21 protein-coding genes and 1 pseudogene are annotated in these 18411 nt (G+C 28.4%); all 22 read right to left on the bottom strand.

The window, feature by feature from the left end:
- Nucleotides 1-108: 108 nt before the first annotated feature.
- Nucleotides 109-258 (bottom strand): annotated as a pseudogene (locus CKL_RS19635) (GMP synthase (glutamine-hydrolyzing)); the annotation flags it as partial.
- 249 nt (nucleotides 259-507) lie between these two features.
- A complete protein-coding gene (locus CKL_RS02395; RefSeq protein WP_011989054.1) occupies nucleotides 508-1650 on the bottom strand; it encodes an Ig-like domain-containing protein in 1143 nt (380 codons plus the stop codon).
- Between the two features lie 4 nt (nucleotides 1651-1654).
- Nucleotides 1655-2017: a hypothetical protein gene (locus CKL_RS02390; protein WP_011989053.1), complete on the bottom strand. Its 363-nt coding sequence runs from the start codon at nucleotides 2015-2017 to the stop codon at nucleotides 1655-1657.
- Between the two features lie 61 nt (nucleotides 2018-2078).
- Complete coding sequence (locus CKL_RS02385) at nucleotides 2079-2381, bottom strand: hypothetical protein (protein WP_011989052.1); 303 nt, start codon at nucleotides 2379-2381, stop codon at nucleotides 2079-2081.
- A gap of 113 nt (nucleotides 2382-2494) precedes the next feature.
- On the bottom strand, nucleotides 2495-2749 hold the full coding sequence (locus CKL_RS02380) for a hypothetical protein (protein WP_011989051.1): 255 nt from the start codon (nucleotides 2747-2749) through the stop codon (nucleotides 2495-2497).
- Nucleotides 2750-3428: 679 nt separating this feature from the next.
- On the bottom strand, nucleotides 3429-4448 hold the full coding sequence (locus tag CKL_RS02375) for a phage portal protein (protein WP_011989050.1): 1020 nt from the start codon (nucleotides 4446-4448) through the stop codon (nucleotides 3429-3431).
- 15 nt (nucleotides 4449-4463) lie between these two features.
- Complete coding sequence (locus tag CKL_RS02370; RefSeq protein WP_011989049.1) at nucleotides 4464-6029, bottom strand: phage terminase large subunit family protein; 1566 nt, start codon at nucleotides 6027-6029, stop codon at nucleotides 4464-4466.
- A complete protein-coding gene (locus tag CKL_RS02365; RefSeq protein WP_011989048.1) occupies nucleotides 6029-6433 on the bottom strand; it encodes a hypothetical protein in 405 nt (134 codons plus the stop codon). Before CKL_RS02365 ends, CKL_RS02370 begins: the two co-directional genes overlap by 1 nt.
- A 116-nt stretch (nucleotides 6434-6549) precedes the next feature.
- Nucleotides 6550-6951 carry a hypothetical protein gene (locus tag CKL_RS02360; RefSeq protein ID WP_011989047.1) on the bottom strand — a complete coding sequence of 134 codons (402 nt, stop codon included), beginning with the start codon at nucleotides 6949-6951 and terminating at the stop codon, nucleotides 6550-6552.
- Between the two features lie 15 nt (nucleotides 6952-6966).
- Nucleotides 6967-7119, bottom strand: coding sequence for a hypothetical protein (locus tag CKL_RS20545; protein ID WP_011989046.1), 153 nt, complete (start codon nucleotides 7117-7119; stop codon nucleotides 6967-6969).
- 109 nt (nucleotides 7120-7228) lie between these two features.
- Nucleotides 7229-7879, bottom strand: coding sequence for a hypothetical protein (locus CKL_RS02355; protein ID WP_011989045.1), 651 nt, complete (start codon nucleotides 7877-7879; stop codon nucleotides 7229-7231).
- Between the two features lie 141 nt (nucleotides 7880-8020).
- Complete coding sequence (locus CKL_RS02350; protein WP_011989044.1) at nucleotides 8021-9088, bottom strand: hypothetical protein; 1068 nt, start codon at nucleotides 9086-9088, stop codon at nucleotides 8021-8023.
- Between the two features lie 581 nt (nucleotides 9089-9669).
- Complete coding sequence (locus CKL_RS02345; protein ID WP_011989043.1) at nucleotides 9670-10182, bottom strand: hypothetical protein; 513 nt, start codon at nucleotides 10180-10182, stop codon at nucleotides 9670-9672.
- A 19-nt stretch (nucleotides 10183-10201) separates the two neighbouring features.
- Nucleotides 10202-11200, bottom strand: coding sequence for a DUF6483 family protein (locus tag CKL_RS02340; protein WP_011989042.1), 999 nt, complete (start codon nucleotides 11198-11200; stop codon nucleotides 10202-10204).
- Between the two features lie 239 nt (nucleotides 11201-11439).
- Complete coding sequence (locus CKL_RS02335; RefSeq protein ID WP_011989041.1) at nucleotides 11440-11778, bottom strand: hypothetical protein; 339 nt, start codon at nucleotides 11776-11778, stop codon at nucleotides 11440-11442.
- A 6-nt stretch (nucleotides 11779-11784) separates the two neighbouring features.
- Nucleotides 11785-12147: a cyclic-phosphate processing receiver domain-containing protein gene (locus CKL_RS02330; RefSeq protein WP_011989040.1), complete on the bottom strand. Its 363-nt coding sequence runs from the start codon at nucleotides 12145-12147 to the stop codon at nucleotides 11785-11787.
- Nucleotides 12148-12167: 20 nt separating this feature from the next.
- Nucleotides 12168-12398 (bottom strand): type II toxin-antitoxin system MqsA family antitoxin, encoded by a 231-nt coding sequence (locus CKL_RS02325; RefSeq protein WP_011989039.1) that lies wholly within the window; start codon nucleotides 12396-12398, stop codon nucleotides 12168-12170.
- A gap of 553 nt (nucleotides 12399-12951) precedes the next feature.
- A complete protein-coding gene (locus tag CKL_RS02320; protein ID WP_011989038.1) occupies nucleotides 12952-13509 on the bottom strand; it encodes a hypothetical protein in 558 nt (185 codons plus the stop codon).
- Nucleotides 13510-13515: 6 nt separating this feature from the next.
- The gene (locus CKL_RS02315; protein WP_011989037.1) at nucleotides 13516-13887 is read right to left on the bottom strand and encodes a hypothetical protein; all 372 of its coding nucleotides are present in this window, start codon (nucleotides 13885-13887) and stop codon (nucleotides 13516-13518) included.
- Nucleotides 13887-14858: a tyrosine-type recombinase/integrase gene (locus tag CKL_RS02310; RefSeq protein ID WP_012620141.1), complete on the bottom strand. Its 972-nt coding sequence runs from the start codon at nucleotides 14856-14858 to the stop codon at nucleotides 13887-13889. Before CKL_RS02310 ends, CKL_RS02315 begins: the two co-directional genes overlap by 1 nt.
- 127 nt (nucleotides 14859-14985) lie before the next feature.
- The gene (gene guaA, locus CKL_RS02305; RefSeq protein ID WP_011989035.1) at nucleotides 14986-16518 is read right to left on the bottom strand and encodes a glutamine-hydrolyzing GMP synthase; all 1533 of its coding nucleotides are present in this window, start codon (nucleotides 16516-16518) and stop codon (nucleotides 14986-14988) included.
- Between the two features lie 152 nt (nucleotides 16519-16670).
- On the bottom strand, nucleotides 16671-18125 hold the full coding sequence (gene guaB / locus CKL_RS02300) for an IMP dehydrogenase (RefSeq protein WP_011989034.1): 1455 nt from the start codon (nucleotides 18123-18125) through the stop codon (nucleotides 16671-16673).
- Nucleotides 18126-18411: the final 286 nt, after the last annotated feature.

Raw genomic sequence — 18411 nt, 5'->3', positions numbered from 1 at the left:
AAAAAGTAACTAAGATATTTCTATCCTAATTACTTTTCACTAACTTAATTATTCAACTATAAATCTATTTCAACATTCTGTAAACACTGGCTTAACAGCACATCACTTTTATTCCCACTCAATAGTTGCTGGTGGCTTTGAGGTTATATCATAAACAATCCTGTTTACTCCTTTAACTTCATTAACAATTCTTCTTGAAACTTTATCTAAAACTTCATAAGGTATTCTAGCCCAGTCAGAAGTCATGGCATCTGTGGAGTATTTTCAATACCTGCAATGTTTTTATCTTTCGATATGTTTTGTGGCATACCTTCAAAACCACTTTTCAAATCCCTTCGATACATCATAAAAAGCATTTATGACGTTTTTCTAAATTTATTATAAATTTAACTCTTTATCTAGTCAACATTTTTACGGAAATTCCAGAGATTTAGCACCTAAATTCCAGTAAAAAAATTTACTTTTACTGAAACTATATTTTATTACACTTAATTAAATAAAATAGTATTACCATTCTCCAGCTAATCTAATTTCAATACTGCCTGTTACACTACTATCTGATGTTGAAATAGCTGTAATCGTCAGATATTGTCCACCACTACCTCTAACATTTTTAATACTAAAATTATTGCCATCTATAATATTTTTAATGTAATAAGTAGAATCAACACCGGAAAAACTAAATGTAAATGTATCTGATTCTTTTAAATTATTTTTGTAAGCATATACTGTAATATTCGCAGTATCACCTCGTAATAATTTTATTTGTTTTGTAATTTCTCCAATATCGTTATAATTTGTTGAGGATTTAACTGTTTTTGCTACTACAGCATTGATTGTTACTGGTATTACTTTTGTATATACCTGTGAGTCCCCTTCAAATGTTACTGTTATATTACAAGTGCCTTGAGAAATACCACTTACAATTCCATTTGAATCTACAATGGCTACGGATGTATTATTACTAGAATATGTAATTATAGGATTACTCACAATATTGCCATCCTTTGATATTGTAGTTATTATCTTCTGTGTGATTCCTACATTAATATTGATGTTTTTAGGAGTAAAGGTCATAACATAATTATAAAACTTACCTCCTCCAGTTATTTCATTTTCCATATCGTTAGATGGAGATATTTGAGTTTCTTTAGCAGTAATTTTTAACAATCCTTCTAAACTTAGATCAAGTCCAATAATTCTCCATACTGCCCCCATCTTTATAAATGTATGTTCGATTTCAATTCTGCTTGTTATTCCATTTAATGGAACCGTTACAATAATGGTTCCTCCTGGTAATATTATTTTTTTAGAATCGTTGACATCAAACATTTTTGTTTCTATATATCCTGTAACAACATTTATAGAGCCACCTATATTAAAGTTAATTGTATATGGGCATTTCCTTATAATGTATACATTATAAACATCGTTAATATTTTCATTCTTATTAATTATTAAATACTTCATATCATTATACTCTATTATATCACCTTGTTTTATATTTGTAGCAGTTATAAAATATTTTGTATCTATTGAATTTTTGTCTTCTATTTCCTTGAAAATACCTACAATATTAATACCATTTACTACACAGGTCTTTCCCATTCTTTTTATTGCAACATTATAAAAATTTAATAATGTATTCATTTAGCTACCACCTATTCTTACTGAATAACATAAAAATATTGGAGTTACCATCTTCATCATCTGGATCAGGTAATGTCGCGATTCTATCTTTAATTTTTTGAATTCTTGTTTCTAATAATTTATAACATTCAGATATACTCAATTGAGTTGTTGGATCTTCTATCTTTCGCATTAAATCAATATCGTTTACTAATGTTTCTAATATATCTATAATTGTAAACAATAACTTCCTTTGCATTTCTTCCTTATTATATGTATCTATAGGATCTAAATTATTTTCTTTTAAATATATAGAGTATTCTTCATCTTTAAAATAATCTTTATGATGTAATTCTAATTTCAACCTTTCTAATACAGTTATAGCCATTAATATACCTCTTCCTTTCCTATTTTAAATATATAAAAAGGCACCCTTAATTTTGGACACCTTATTTGCATAGATAATATTGTAAATAACCTTCCCTTACTCCACCTTCTGGCACATCATCCAATTCAAATTTAACATGATTTATTTGAAAATCTTTTAATTCAAATTCTATAAGTCCATTAACATCTATTGATATATAATCATCTGAATGATTTACATATAACTTTAATCTACCAGCAGCAGCATAAACTTTTAAATATTCATAATTATCACAATCAAATTCATGTATTTCAACATTATCATTCATGTTTAAATTTATTAACCCATTGCTTGTTTTTATTTTGCTATATTTTACACTTCCCAAAGTATTACTTCCTTTCTTGTTTTTAGATATAAAAAAGACATCCTCTAATTGGACGCCCTTTTAATCTTCATTTCATATAATTATGTTTAACCTTACCTCTTCTATTATTATTCCTATGTACGCACTCCAATCCAATTTCTTTCTTCTATCAATAGTTCTTTATTTTTTGTATTATAAACATACATTTCTCTATTTTTATTCTTTCTATGTTTTTCTGCATATTCTTTTAGAGCATCTTTCCCTTGAGCATGTACATTTATAATTGAAAAATCTTCAACAATTCTTTTACCTTTTTCTGAATAAGCTTCTATCGCTTCCAACAAGAGCCATTTATTAGGATATATTTTTCGTGCTTCACTCCATCTCATTAAAAATCTTTCCTTTCATTTATCAGCTTCTTATGAATTTTATTCACATAAACCTAAGAGACAAAACACCCTCAAACGGGTTAACGGGGTAGGTTTAAAGGTATTTTAGTGTGAAAAACTCAATTTTTGCTGTGGGTAAAAATTGTACTAACTACAACAAAATTAACAGAAGAGGGGAATTGCTTCTTTTAATGCCCTTGTAAGTTTATACATTTACAAGGGAACTTCTAAATGATAGTTAAACTCAATTGATATAACAACTTCGCTAAATATAATTTAGCGATCTTGTAAATATCATATGAAATTCTCTAACCTATTGATATACCTGCATTTATACAACTTCGCATTTTAATTATCTATAAATTACTATTGAGAATACGAAAAATTGGTAATTATTTTACCTTTTATTACTATATATCACATTAATTATACTATAATATGCCTTTTATTTACATTGTATAAAGTTTCATCAATACTGCATATTATGTATATTATATCATTGAATTTGCTCTTTTGTTGCCTAGCACCACAGGTAAAATTTTCAAGTATGCTTTTATTTCTTAATAATTATAATGACATCCTTAAGTTAAGATATTTAATTTTTTAAAATTTTGTGTGTTATAAAAAAGAAACTGACTACTCAGTACAACTCGATATTATGTTAACTAATTTTCAAATATCAGTTAACAATCTTTCCATCCAAATTATTTCTGTTAACCTGTACATTATCATCCTTACTACCACTATCATTAGCGTCTTCCTCTTTCAACCTATTCAACTCCTGTTCTAGCTTATCTAAATATATTTTTATGGTATTATAATCCATGGTAGCATTTATATACTTCATATCTGCCCCATCTTCCAATGAAATTGCATACCCTACTACATCTGCATTAATTGTTTTTTCAAGCAACTCCTGCCCTATAGTAACTGGAATAGGGTTAATTGATAATGTATATATGGCATCTCCTAGCTTAGATAATAAATCCTCTACCTCATCCAAAATGAACTTTATATCCTCTAACAAAGATACTCCAAAATTAGGATCAATATCATTTTTATTATGATAATGAATGGGCAATCCACTTAAATTATTACTGCTACTAACCATAATTAAATTACCACTTTCATTATTCCACTGTTCTACTCTGTCTGTGTAATATATAGTAAAATACTCTACGTTGCTATCAATATTTTTATACGTACTTGTCCAATGTTCTATGAATGCTATATATTCATTACTATTGTTATAAACTGGATAAGCATCAGCACTATCAATTAATTTACTGCATATATTTTTATTTTCATCCAGATACACATATTCATACGCATCTCCATATTTACCTATATTATCAATTATATCAAAATCAATTTCATTGTAATCTGCCCCTCTATATATAATTTGATATTCTTTAACTTTGTTTTCACTTCCTGTTAACGACAATGGCTTGCCCAAAAGATATGTACTATGGAAATTTAAAATAGTCTTTGCTTTTTGTATAATAAGTTTTTTGGTTTTATATTCTCCACCTTTAAATTGCATATCAGGTTTTCCTAATATTTTATGCTTTCCGGCCAAATAGTTTTTATTACACACTATTTTACTAATTCTGCTTAAATTATAACTTTGCTTTACTTCCTCGCAAAACCATGTCTTACTCCCATTATAATTACAATTTATGTATTCTTTTATATCCACTTAATCAATCCTTTCTTACCATTTATAATGTCTGCCATCTTTAAGGGCAAATAATGCCAAAGCTGTACCCATTACACAATCATCATGACTTCCTGAATTAGCTCCCATGTTTCCAGTATCATTGATAACAAATGTTTGCATCTCTTGAAGCAATCTCAAAGAGTTTATTTTTATAGCTCCTGTATCAAATAATTCAATAAAGTCATTTATTATAATATTTTTGCTTTTACTATTTGTTTCAAATCCCAGTCGCCAAATAGCTTTATTTCTCTCATCAAACATTTTTTGCTTTAACATATTTAAATATTTGTAGTTGTATCTCAACCTTTCAATACAACTATTACCTCCACTAGCACGCTCAATATTAAGAAGTGCCTTATTATAATATCTTCCTATCATATTGATTATTTCAGCCATCTGATATGGTTTAACCTTATTATTATAGAATTCTGCTACTTGTTCACCATCTTGACTAAATACTTCTACCACAGAATGATCTAACCCCACACCTTCACTTAAATCACAACCGATATAATATTTTTGTCCTACTTGTGGTATTTGGTAAATAAAAAATGACCTACCATAAAACTTTTGTAATTCTAATGGTAAATCAGTTATATTATTTTTTGGTATGTAATTATTTTTCTTAATCGATCTTTGAACTTCAGTTATTCTTTTATTATCAAATACATTTGCTCCTGTTGAAATAAAAGCTTCTATATCTTGACTAGGGTACTCCATATGAAAGGCATCAAGTCCCCCACTGGCAACTTTTAACCTTCTCCACATTAATTGTTCCATGGTGGCTCCTAAATTAACAAGTTCCTTTTCTTCATCATTTAATTCTTCTACTTTAAGCAATTCATTATTATTCTTTGCCTTATATATTTCAACACTATTTTCATAATCCTTCTCAAATAATGTACTTCCATCAATCCAATTAAAAAAGAAACTCTTATAACTATTTTCATTGTTTTTAGCTTGGAAATATAAATTATAAAAATAATTTAGACCGTTTGCAGTAGATTCTATAATTAATTTTCCATCTGGTGCTAATGCCTGAGTAATAGAATTTAATTGTTTTTCAGGCATCTTCCAAAATGCAAATTCGCTTAAATGTACTAAATGCAAAGTATCCCCACGACCTACATCTTTATTTCCAGCACAGACAGCAGAAATTTTGCTACCATTAGCCATTTTTATTTCTTGACGGTTATTAGCGTTTTCTTTAGGTTTTAACCACATAGGTAATGAATTAAATTGTTGTTTTAATTTATCAAATATGGCATTACATGATTTTTGATCGTGTGATACAAGTAAACAATTTGAATTAGGATATACAATACACTGCCTTATGCTTAAAGCAATTATAATTACAGAAATTCCTAGTTGTCTACTTTTTAGTACAATACCGTATTTAACTAATTCTTCAACAAATTTTTTTTGCTCTGGCGTAAGTATAAAAGGTACTAATTTCGTATCCTTATTAACTATTTTTATAAATGTTTCAATCCATTCAATTTCATGACCATCTTCCCACAGGTACTTTAATTTTTGTGCAGTTTCTTTACTTAATCCCATTATTTATCACCTCTCTTCAATCCAGGTATGTTAATCCCACTTAAGTAATTATCAATTTCATCTTCTTTACTTTCAAAAAAATCACTTGTTAAAAAATCCTGGCACCACTTGGCACTATTAACATCACTTTTGTTTACAGCTTTATCGTACATACTATTGTAAATATCCAGCATCTTTAAATTCCTAACACTCTTTAGATATGCCTTAATAGCTCCCTGTACATCTTCTCTTAACAGCCAATCACTCATGGCTGTCTCATATTCCACCTGACACATGGATTTTATTTCTTTATCATAATTTTCTTCACTCCTATCACTGTCTACATACCATTTAACAAAATAAGATAATTTTTGGCTATTACTATTTAGTATCTTTTTTATTTCAGCAGGTACACTTTTTTTCACCTTATCAATCCCTTTCCTTATTAATTTTTTGCATTAAAAAAGAACTTATATTGCTATAAGTTCTTTAAATATCTTAATTTTTATAGATTAATTAAAAGCTTGTACTATTTTTACTCTCATAAATTATCAGTTATATCTTCTAAAGGTATATCAAGTTCATTTTCTATAAATTCTAATATTAAATTAAATATATCCTCTTTCAATTCGCCAATAACCAGATAATCTAATTTTTCTTTTTTAAAGTAATATAATTGTTCAGTCTTAATAAACCCATCCATGCCATTATTATTTTTAACAATAGAATCATCGTGTGCAATAGGAAAATTACCTGGAAAACTTAATTTTTTATTTTTTTGTTTCTCATCTTTGAATGAAGACATAACATTACATATAATGTCATAACTCAATCCTTCAATTTTTCCCGATTCATTACTTAGAACAATAAATGAATGTTGCCTTAGATTTTTACCATGTCTTTTATAATTTTTAATGAGAATTATATCTCCAACTTTACACAATATATTTCACCACTTTTACTTAGTAACCCCACTAACAGTTATTTTCTTTTTACCATCTAATACTTCTTTACTCCAATTAAAAGGTATAACATCTTTTAATGCTTCTTCTGAACTAATATTAGTTCTTTGTCTGTTTTTCAATTTATTTAGGTTTAATGATCTTTTCATAATAATACCTCCATTAGAAATAGTAGATATTTATATAAATATAAAACATACTTAAAATTATATACTTTTACAATTTAATTATACAATAACACTAATATAAAATCAATTTTTATTCATAAAAAAGTCGACCATCTTTTTGTATCATCTCATTGAACCACTTACATCCATATGGATAATTGTAAATATAATATAATTGTTCTGTATCCCCAAATGGCGTACTTTCATTAATCATTTTCATATTTTTTACTTCTGTATCCAAATCCAATAAACTACTCAAGGTGTCATCTTCTACAAATTTATCAAATCCATTCCTAAAGTATCTTCTATTATTATCTACTTCTTGCACTTTGCTTTTATAGTAATGATCTCTTAGATAATTGTATTGAGTTTCACTTTTGTAATATTCTTTTATGTATTTGTTACTTTCTTCCTTTATAAAATTATGCCATGTAAATGGCAATATATAGTATGCTGTTATATTTGCACTGTTAGAACTTACTTGTCCCTTTTTCCCAAACTCTACACTACTAGCCATATTAATTGTTACTATATCTCCAGCATTAAATGTCTTATTGATATCAATGTACTCCCCATAGCACATAGCGTTTCCAATATATAAATTCTCTAAAACTTGGAACCTTAACCACGCATGTGTTTTAAATTCTAGGTGAAACAAATTACTGGCTTTATTCCATCCAGTACCATATTTGGAGTAATGCCTATAATAATCATAATTCAATCCCCAATCTTTAGGATACACTTCATCCCATTTTAAAACTTCTTCTCCAATACTTTTTTGGATTATAGCTTTGTATTCTTCATCAAAATGGTATTTTTCTTTTGGTTCAAATGTGTAATTTATAATAAAACCCTCCTTTAATAAATAAAGAAAGCAAAGAAATTATCCTTGCTTCCTTATAAAATTCATTGCTTTATTTGCAAAACTTCTTGCTTCTTCTGTTGTTCCTTGCATTTTATCAACATTAAAATTAACACTATTATTTACAATACCTCCATCTCCTGTATCCATTTGTAATTTCAATGGATTAAACTTTCCTATACCAGCAAACCTATTATATACTTGATCCATTACATTTTTACTTAAAGCAGGAATGTCTGTTAAGAAACTGTGTAGATTCTCTCCCTGTTCATAATTTAATACTGTTTCTGGTCTACTTTTACTACCATGAACCATTGTAAATCCTGTAAAATCAGCAATTCCACCATCTGCATAACCTATTGTATTAACGGGATAATTTGTTAGTTTCTTAGCATAACTTATAATATCCTGTTCAGTTTCAGTCCTATTCATACCCCATAACCATGTGGCGTTAGCTTCTAAAGCTTCTGATATTCCTTTCATTACTCCTACTCCACCCACAACTACATCATTAGATGTTAAGTTCATCTTACTTACATCAGTTGTATCTATAAAACTATATCCAAAATTAGATAAATATTTCTTTGCATTTTCTAAATCCGTTCCACTAGCATATACTGTTCCTTTATCGTTGGATCTTTGTTTTATATATTCATTTAATGTATTTTCATTATATTCTGATACTGTAGAATACTTACCATTAGTAGAATCAGCATACATTTGAATCATCTGTTCCGTTTTATATCTATCAGCACCAGTTAAATTAGTTGCACCATTTAATAAATTAGAAGGAATAACTCCACCTAATGAAATATCACCTTTTTTAGGTTCTAAATCTACAGGAGATACCAAATCAGTATCTACATACCTATATCCATCTGTTCCTAATATAGCTTTTGCGTTTTCTAAATCTACTCCAGTACCATATACACTTTTTATATTATTAGACATAGCTATCTTAGTCGCATCTAAAGTTCCAAATTCATTTAATAAATTTTTAACTTCTTTTAATTGATCTATTAATTCCGTCTTTATTTTATTTCCTATTGCTGTTAAACCTTCACCAAATCTATCTTCAAAATTAAGCAATGCTGTTTCTAAATCTATTTTATTACCTTCAGAATCTACTAAATAACCATTTATTAATGCTTGTGAAGCTTGTTTATTTATTACTTCATCTGTGTTGGATGCATCTATAGATTCATTATAAGACTCTACTAATTTTTCATAATCAGATTTAGCTTTATTTAATGCATCTTTTCTAGCTTCTATATTTTGATTTTGGGTATCTTCCCTTAATTTTTTATTTGCTTCATCTAATTCTTTTTGTATTTCTGACTTTTTTGCTTTTGCTTCATCATCAGCCCTTAAATCTAAGGCATTTAACTGTTTCTGTAATTGAACAACATTTGAAATATTTTCCTGATTGGTTTCATTATTCTGTAATTTCTTTTGTGCTTCATCTAATTTTTCAATCTCATCATCTATAGCATCAGTAAATAATTTCTTATTCTTTTCTAATTCTTCCTTATATATCTCATTATTCTTTTGAATAACCTGTTTTATTTTATCTGTTATTGTATTTGCTAATTCAGAAATCGAATTTCTGGTATCAATTACATTTTTTTCTAATTCACTTAGAGTTGTTTTTAATTCATCTAAATTATTATTTAATTCTTTAATTTTTTCACTAGATGTAGTATCACCAGAAGTATGCTGATTAACTGCGGTATATTAGTTTGTATGAGAGTGTGAGATATTTTATTTGATTTAGCAATATCCTTTGCCCCTCTAACATTTTCATTCAATATAGTTATTAAAAACTTTGCGTCTTGTTCTTTACCTTCACTTTCTAACCTCTTTATTTCTTTAAAGGCTGATTTAGCTCTAGCGTATGTTTTCCCACTAGTTCCTATCTTTTCTGCTACTATATCACTAGTTTTACCTTGTTCATTTTTTGTGTTTTTCCGAGGAAGACCAATGTCCCCTTCGGTATTTTGTTTTAAATTTGCTAATCTTCTTTCTTCAGCTTTAATTCTGACTATATCCTCCCACAATTCAGCTTCCTTCATTTTCTGAACAAATGTCTTTTCTCTATAAAAATTTTCTAGCAATAATCTTTCTAATTCCTCATTCTCATCTTTAAATTCAATCCTTTCATAAGGTATTTCTTTTATTCCCAAATATTTACAAGCAAATAAATTAACCCTGCTCATATAATTTTTTTACAAACTTTAATCCTTCTTTTATTTTTTGTTTTGAAAAGTTACACTTAGCAAGTTTATCTTCATCCCATTTATCGATCTGCTCATAAAAGAATACTGCAATTTCATAACTTCGTTTTGATTTACGTGAATTTACTGCTGTAATTACTTTACTCTGAGCTTCCTTAAGTTTACCATCATTTATATCTCTTTTAACCATGATTTCCAATAACCCATCTTGTGAAATAGTTCCATCATCATTATTGTATTTATACAATAGGCACTGTAATCTCCATTCCATATCAACTTTATATCTTCTTGCATTATCTGCCCAAGGCATAACTCTAGCCATATATAAATTTATTAAGGTTTCCAGTAATTCTTTGTTTACACTTTCTATCCTCTCAAATTCTTTGCCTATTTCTTTTTGCAAAAATCCCAAATCACTTTTCCCATTATTTACATATTCAATAAGTTTATAAATATACTCTCTATTGGCTCCCACACCTCTTACTTGATTATTTATAGATCTTTCAAGTTCAGATTCTTCAATATTAACTTCTTCTATTACTTCATTTTTATTAGAATTATCATTCGTATTAGAATGTTGTTTTATTTTTTCTTTATATTCACTTATACATTCTTTTATATATTTTTGACTTACTTTTCCAAGGTTTTTTATCGCATAGAATTCTTCTTGACTTAATGATAGAAGTTTATCAACACTTCTAATGTTTTTATGTATTAAAGCATTAATACTATGAGTATGAAATTTTAATAATTTACACAAATCATATAGTTCTGTTTCTTCATTCATTTTATTATTTGCTTTTAAGTTCTCCATTTCATTAGAATAAGCTTCTAATTCTTCATACTTCCTAATTATAGAAATAATTGCTGAATCAGACATTTTATACTCTTTAGCTAATTCCTCAAGTTCTACCCCTTCTTTAATTTTTCGCATAATTTCTAAATTCCTTATATGAATCTTAGACATGTTAAAAATCCCCCTACAAGTTACTATTTCAAATATAATTAATTTTAAAATGGCATTATTACATCATTAATTATTATTATTAGATTCCTAATTAACTTCTAAGTAAATTATAACATTATCTACTCATATATATATTATTGACCTTTATTTATTATATTTTATTTAAATGCCTAAAAAATAAAAGAACTCTTAGTCATACTATCTCGCTAATAGCTCTTTTAACTTTTTTCTATTAACATTCAATTGTTATTCTTTTCTTCAACATTATCTTTTAAATCCCACTTAATACTTATTACTTTAGTACCACTAAGTTCTAGCAACTGTGTTCTAAATCCCAAATTTTGAAGTTCTTGAATCACATTACCTACAACACTAGATTCAGCTTTATTGCACATATAACTCGTAGAGTAATCTCCCTTTTGGGCCATCATTTCAATCATATCTAATATTTTTCTTAGTGCTTTTTCAGTTTCTTTTTCAATGTCTAACAGTTTAACATTCTCTTGATCTGCTAACTCTTTCATCTGTTTAGCTGTTTTATATTCATATTCTCCTTTTTTATCTTGTTTAAAATCCATATATATTTACCTTTCTGTATATTTATTTGGCACTACTGGACGATTATAAATTTCAATATCTGTATCTATGAATCCTCTTCTTTGTGCCCCTATTAATGTCTCATACATATTCAATCTACCACAGGGGTTATTAGTATGCACATATATTTTATCGGCTCTTAATCCTTGTTCACACATATATTTAACTAAATCATACCCTGTTGGTAACAAATTACCTTTTTCATCTTCTCCTAAATCGTGGTCAAGTGATAGAATTTCAACCTTATAGTTTTCCAAATAATATATTGCTTCTTCTATAGTTTTTGCTAATATAAAATTTTCTGGACAATCTCGTAGGTCATCTAAATACAGATTTATTTTTTCTTTCATATTTTTATTTCAATCCTTTTTTAAGCAGCTACTTCAGAATAATTAATAACCAATATCTCAGCTTTATTCTTCTTAGCTTCTTCTACTATTTTCTCTACCTTTAAGGCAATATCATTTTCAAGAAAATATTCTCCACATTGTTTACAAACTTTGGCCGGAACATTTTTAATTATAATAATATTTTCGTTTAAATCGACAATATGATTGGCTTTACCTTGTATTAAATCTCCTTTACATAAAATGCAATTCATCTTCAATCACTTCCTTACGGTTCTTAAGCCATTATACCATTAATATTTATCTGAATAATATGTTATTATCATCCAAATATATATCGCCTGCTATTAACAATTAATATTAAAAATATAGATATAGAAGTATATATATTTCCGTATTTTCACACTAACATCTTGATTTAAATCCTTATTCACTTTTGGTTGTAAACTGACATTATCATTTCTCAAAACTACAGTTCACATCCAGAAATAAACAAGGTCAATTTTGAGGATTTTAATAATGAAATTGGAAATTTAACGTATAAAGATAGGTATTACACTTTAGAGTTGCTATTATTTAAGAATTGTTCTTTAATATTTTATAAGACATGCATATTTTTCTGAATAGCAAATAAACCCTTTTAAATTTTTATCTAAAAAAGGTTGACTTTAATAAACCTAAAATTTAAAAAATTTTTGATGAAATCTTTTAAAAATAGTGATATAATATATTTAATAATATATTATTGTGTATGTGTTGAGATTATATGGGGTGCAACTTATATAATCTCTTTAACTTTTTGTACTTTTATTCTATGTCTTCCCACCCTAATAATTGCTTTTCTAACTTTTCAAAGTCATATGTTCTTTGTTTAAAATTAGTACCATTGTTATATTTTTTATATTCCTTCTTTTGCTTGTCCTGTTTTTCTGCATTTTTAATTTTAGCTTCTTCCTGTTGTGCTTTATATATTTGTTTTAATAAATCCACTAATTCCTTTTTCTTCCCCATAATATAATAATTTGCCTTATTTAATCCTTGTCTAACCTTTGTAAAAATACAGTTCTCTTTTTCACTCATCTTATTTATACAATTAGATATCCATTCTCTACTTAGCTTTAATTCCTCAGCTATTTGTTGTTGGCTGGCATAACAAATCATATAGTTATCTTTAGTATCATCGGTATTAACCCTTCCTTCAAAGAAATCCAATATTCTACTACAAGTACCTCTTATGCCCTTTGAGAGGGAGTTTACGAAGGATATTTTAAGATTTAAAGCATCTGCATTACTAAAAATTTTCAATGTTTTGATGGGCATGAATTCGTTTCTAAGTTTTTCTTTTAACTGTTCACTCAATAACATTACCTTCTACCCCCTAACCTGCAATCTCATTTTTTTAAATCTAATTTTCCACTTAGGTTTAATATAAATTGTTTCTACCCAATGCCAATGCTTATTTATAGCAACAATATATTTATTAAAAGCTTTATCTGTCTTAATTTCCAAATACTCTTTTAATTTATCATAACTTGGTATTTCTCCAAAATTCCAAATATGGTATTGAAAGTACTTAGTAAATAAATGACATCTCTTTTTGTCGTCTTTCTCGTAACTCTCATAATTTCTTAATATTAAATCTCTATAATTTTCGGTATAAGGGGTAGAACCTGGGTCAACAAAACCATTTAATGGCTTAAATATAATTTTATCTACATTTATTTCTTCTCTTTTTTTAGCCATTATTTTCTACCTCCTCTCTTTTTAAAATGATTTTCTTTTTTATTTAATTGAGGGGCAATGTTATCTATAACTTCAACCATGCTTGACATTCTTGAATTATAATAATTGTTCAATTGTTTGAAAGTCGCGTGACCTGTAATATTTTTTAGTATAAGTGGAGATACATTCTTTTCAACTGAACGAGTAATAAATGTGTGTCTATATATGTGAATTCCACTTTTTTTAATCCCTCTTTGATGGCAATATTTAACTATGCCTTTTTGTAGAGAAGTTCGGCTTAAAATATCTCCATATACAGTCGGAAATAAGTAGTCTTCACCATCACCTTTTCTTAAATTTAAGTAATTGTCTAAAACTTCATAAAGAGAACTACTTATTGGAAGATATCTAGCTTTTTTGTTTTTAGTATAATTACAAGTTATTATTCTATCTATCATATTTAAATTATTGACTTTTAAGTGCCTTAATTCACTGGCTCTTAATCCCGTACTAGCTAATAACCAAACACAAGTATATACTCTAATACTTACAAAATCTTTACTTTTAGGAGGTTGTAAAAGTGTGTTAAGTTCATCTTCTGTAAAAATTTCTTTATGTTCTTGTTGTACTTTAACATAGGGTATATTGAAATATTCAAAAATATATCCTTTTTTCATACAATACTTTAAAACTGGCGATATGTTTTGTAAATAACTGTTAATGGTAGTCCCTTTCATACCTTTTTCCTGTAAAAAAAGTACGTATGATTCTATTGTTTTGACATCTAAGCCACCGCAATTTTTATTTTTTCCTAGAAATTCACAAAAATATTTATTGTGATAATAATAAGTTTTTATTGTATCTTCCGATAATCCTCTAACCTTAGAAATAGCAATGTATTCCTTAAATGCTTCTTGGTATGTTTTTTTAATAATTTGGCTTTCATTTTTGAATAATTGCTTTCCTTTTGATATACCTTTTTTCAATTTCATGACCACCCTTATTTTTTATTAAAAAACATCAAAAAAGTGCTTATGAAAAACTAATTTAACAACACTTTTCATAAACACTTTTATTAACTTATTTTATTGATATATCTAGGGTTTAAGCCATTCTGTGTTATTCCCACTCAATTGTAGCAGGAGGTTTTGAGGTTATATCATAAACAATCCTGTTTACTCCTTTAACTTCATTAACAATTCTTCTTGAAACTTTATCTAAAACTTCATAAGGTATTCTAGCCCAGTCAGAAGTCATGGCATCTGTGGATATAACAGCCCTTAATGCAATAGTATAGCAATAAGTTCTCTCATCCCCCATTACTCCTACAGAGCGTATGTTGGGAAGACAGGCAAAATACTGCCATATAGTTTCATCTAAATTAGCCTTTGCTATTTCTTCTCTAAATATTGCATCTGCATCTCTAGTTATTTGAAGCTTTTCCTCTGTAATATTTCCTAAAACTCTTATAGCAAGTCCCGGTCCCGGAAATGGTTGTCTCCACACCAATTTATGAGGTATACCAAGTTCTTCACCTACTGCCCTAACCTCATCTTTAAATAGTTCCCTTAGAGGCTCTATAAGTTTAAAATCCATATCTTCAGGTAATCCGCCTACATTATGATGACTTTTTATAGTAGCAGATGTTCCAAGCCCACTTTCTACCACATCAGGATATATGGTTCCTTGGACCAGAAAAGCTATTTCTCCTAACTTTTTAGCCTCTTCTTCAAATACTCTTATAAATTCTTCTCCTATTATTTTTCTCTTCTTTTCAGGATCGGATATATCTTTTAACTTTTGTAAGAATCTTTTCTCTGCATTTACTCTTATAAAATTCATATTAAACTGTTTTTTAAATATATCTTCAACCTGATCTCCTTCATCTTTTCTTAAAAGACCATGATCTACAAATATACAGGTAAGCTGCTTTCCTACAGCCTTATGTACAATCATTGCTGCCACTGAAGAATCTACTCCACCGGACATGGCACATATTACCTTTTTATCTCCAACTTCTTCTTTTATTGATTTTATCTTTTCATCCACAAAAGAAGACATAGACCAATCTCCTTTTAAATTACATATATCAAATAAAAAATTAGAAAGCATCTTTTTACCAAAAGGGGTATGTTCAACTTCTGGATGAAACTGAACTCCATATATTTTTTTATCAATATTCTCTACAGCAGCTACAGGGCTTTCTCCTGATTTTCCTATTATTTTAAATCCTTCTGGAGGATATGATACAAAATCCGTATGACTCATCCAACAACTCTCATTTTTATCTATACCAGAAAATAAACCACTGCTATTATTGAGAACCACATCTGTTTTTCCATATTCCCTTACTTGTGCACTTTCAACTTTCCCCCCTAGTGTAGTACATATAAGTTGATGACCATAACATATACCTAAAACCGGTACACCTATTTCAAATATATCTTCACTTATTTTAGGAGCATTATCATCATATACACTATTAGGTCCTCCTGTAAATATTATTCCTCTGGGGTTTTTTTCTTTTATTTTATCTACAGAATAGGTATAAGGGACTATTTCACAGTATACATTATTTTCTCTCACTCTTCTTGCTATAAGTTGATTATATTGCCCTCCAAAATCAACTACAATAACTAATTCTCTTTCCATTAGTGTCCTCCCAATGTAAAATTTACTTAACTGCTTTTATTTAGATCCATCCTTATATTTTGTGAAGATCAATTATAGTTTATTCCTATATTATAAACTATTAAAAGTCATAAATACTAACAGATAGTTCTTTATTTAATTATACAATATTATCACTGTGCAATACTATAATTAGGAGCTTCCCTAGTCATAGATATATCATGAGGATGGCTTTCTCTAAGGCCTGCGGAAGATTGAACTACAAAAGTAGCTTTTTCATATAAGTCCTTTAAAGTAGGTGCCCCTAATAATCCCATACCTGAACGTATTCCTCCTAAAAGCTGAAATATAGTATCTGCTAAAGGTCCTTTATAAGGTACCCTTCCTTCAACACCTTCTGGAACCAGTTTTTTATTTCCCTCCTGAAAATACCTATCTTTACTTCCACAAGCCATGGCAGCCAGGGATCCCATTCCTCTATACACTTTATAACTTCTTCCTTTATATATTTCCGTCTCACCAGGAGCTTCCTCACAACCTGCAAACATAGATCCCATCATAACTACCTTTGCTCCTGCTGCCAATGCTTTTACTATATCTCCTGAATATTTTATTCCTCCATCTGCAATAATTGGAACGCCATATTTATCAGCTTCTTCTACACAATCCATTACTGCAGTAAGCTGTGGTACTCCTACTCCTGATATTATTCTCGTAGTACATATAGAACCAGGTCCTATTCCTACTTTAACTGCATCTGCACCCGCTTTAATTAGATCTTTAGTAGCTTCTGCAGTTGCAACATTTCCTGCAATGATTTGTATATCAGGATATTTTTCTTTTATGATTTTAACTGCATCCAATACTCCCTGTGAATGCCCATGGGATGTATCTACGGTTATTACATCTACCCCCACTTTAACTAAAGCATTTACTCTGTCCAGCATATCCTTAGTTACTCCTACCGCAGCACCGCATAAAAGTCTTCCTTTTACATCCTTTGCTCCATTAGGAAATTTTTTTACTTTTTCTATATCCTTTATAGTTATAAGCCCTCTTAAATTATTGTTGCCATCTACTAGTGGAAGTTTTTCTATTTTATGAGTCTTCAGTATTTCCTTTGCTTCTTCAATAGTAGTGTTTTCCGGAGCTGTTATAAGATTTTTACAGGTCATAACTTCTGATATCTTTCTATCATAATCTGTTTCAAAGATTATATCTCTGTTTGTAATTATACCTACCAATTTATAATTTACGGTAATTGGAATACCCGATATTCTATATTTGCTCATAAGTGCTAATGCGTCATTTATACTATTATCCGGTGAAAGATAAAATGGATCTGTAATTACACCATTTTCCTGCCTTTTTACTTTGTCCACTTCCATGGCCTGGTGTTCTATAGACATATTTTTATGTATTATTCCAAGGCCGCCTTCTCTTGCCATAGCAATAGCCATTTTTGAATCCGTAACCGTGTCCATACTAGCACTGATAAGAGGTATATTTAATTTTATATCTTTAGTTAAGTTAGTATTTAATAGAACTTCTCCAGGTAAAACTTCAGATTTATTTGGTACTAAAAGCACATCGTCAAAAGTATATGCTTCTTTTAAAATCTTTGCCACTTAAAATCACTCCAATTCTAAATTATTTTATAAAATATTCTTAAAATATAACGTAATAAAAAAAACATATTAAATTCACTTAAAGAAAATTAATATGACTTTACCATAATAATTCCAATAACATTCAGAAATTTATGGTTTCCTGCAGACATTTCCCTACCATATTCAGGATATATGAATTGAATAAAGAACTTATTTAATTTTTTACGAATTTTAATATATTTCTCTCTATCTTATTAACTATTTACACTATTTTATTCAATTTTTTAGTTTTTGTCAACGTGAA

The organism is Clostridium kluyveri DSM 555 (genome assembly GCF_000016505.1).
In the GTDB taxonomy this organism is placed as follows: Bacteria; Bacillota; Clostridia; order Clostridiales; family Clostridiaceae; genus Clostridium_B; species Clostridium_B kluyveri.
The sequence above is the reverse complement of the archived record's forward strand: the minus strand, read 5'-3'. Positions and strand labels throughout refer to the sequence as shown.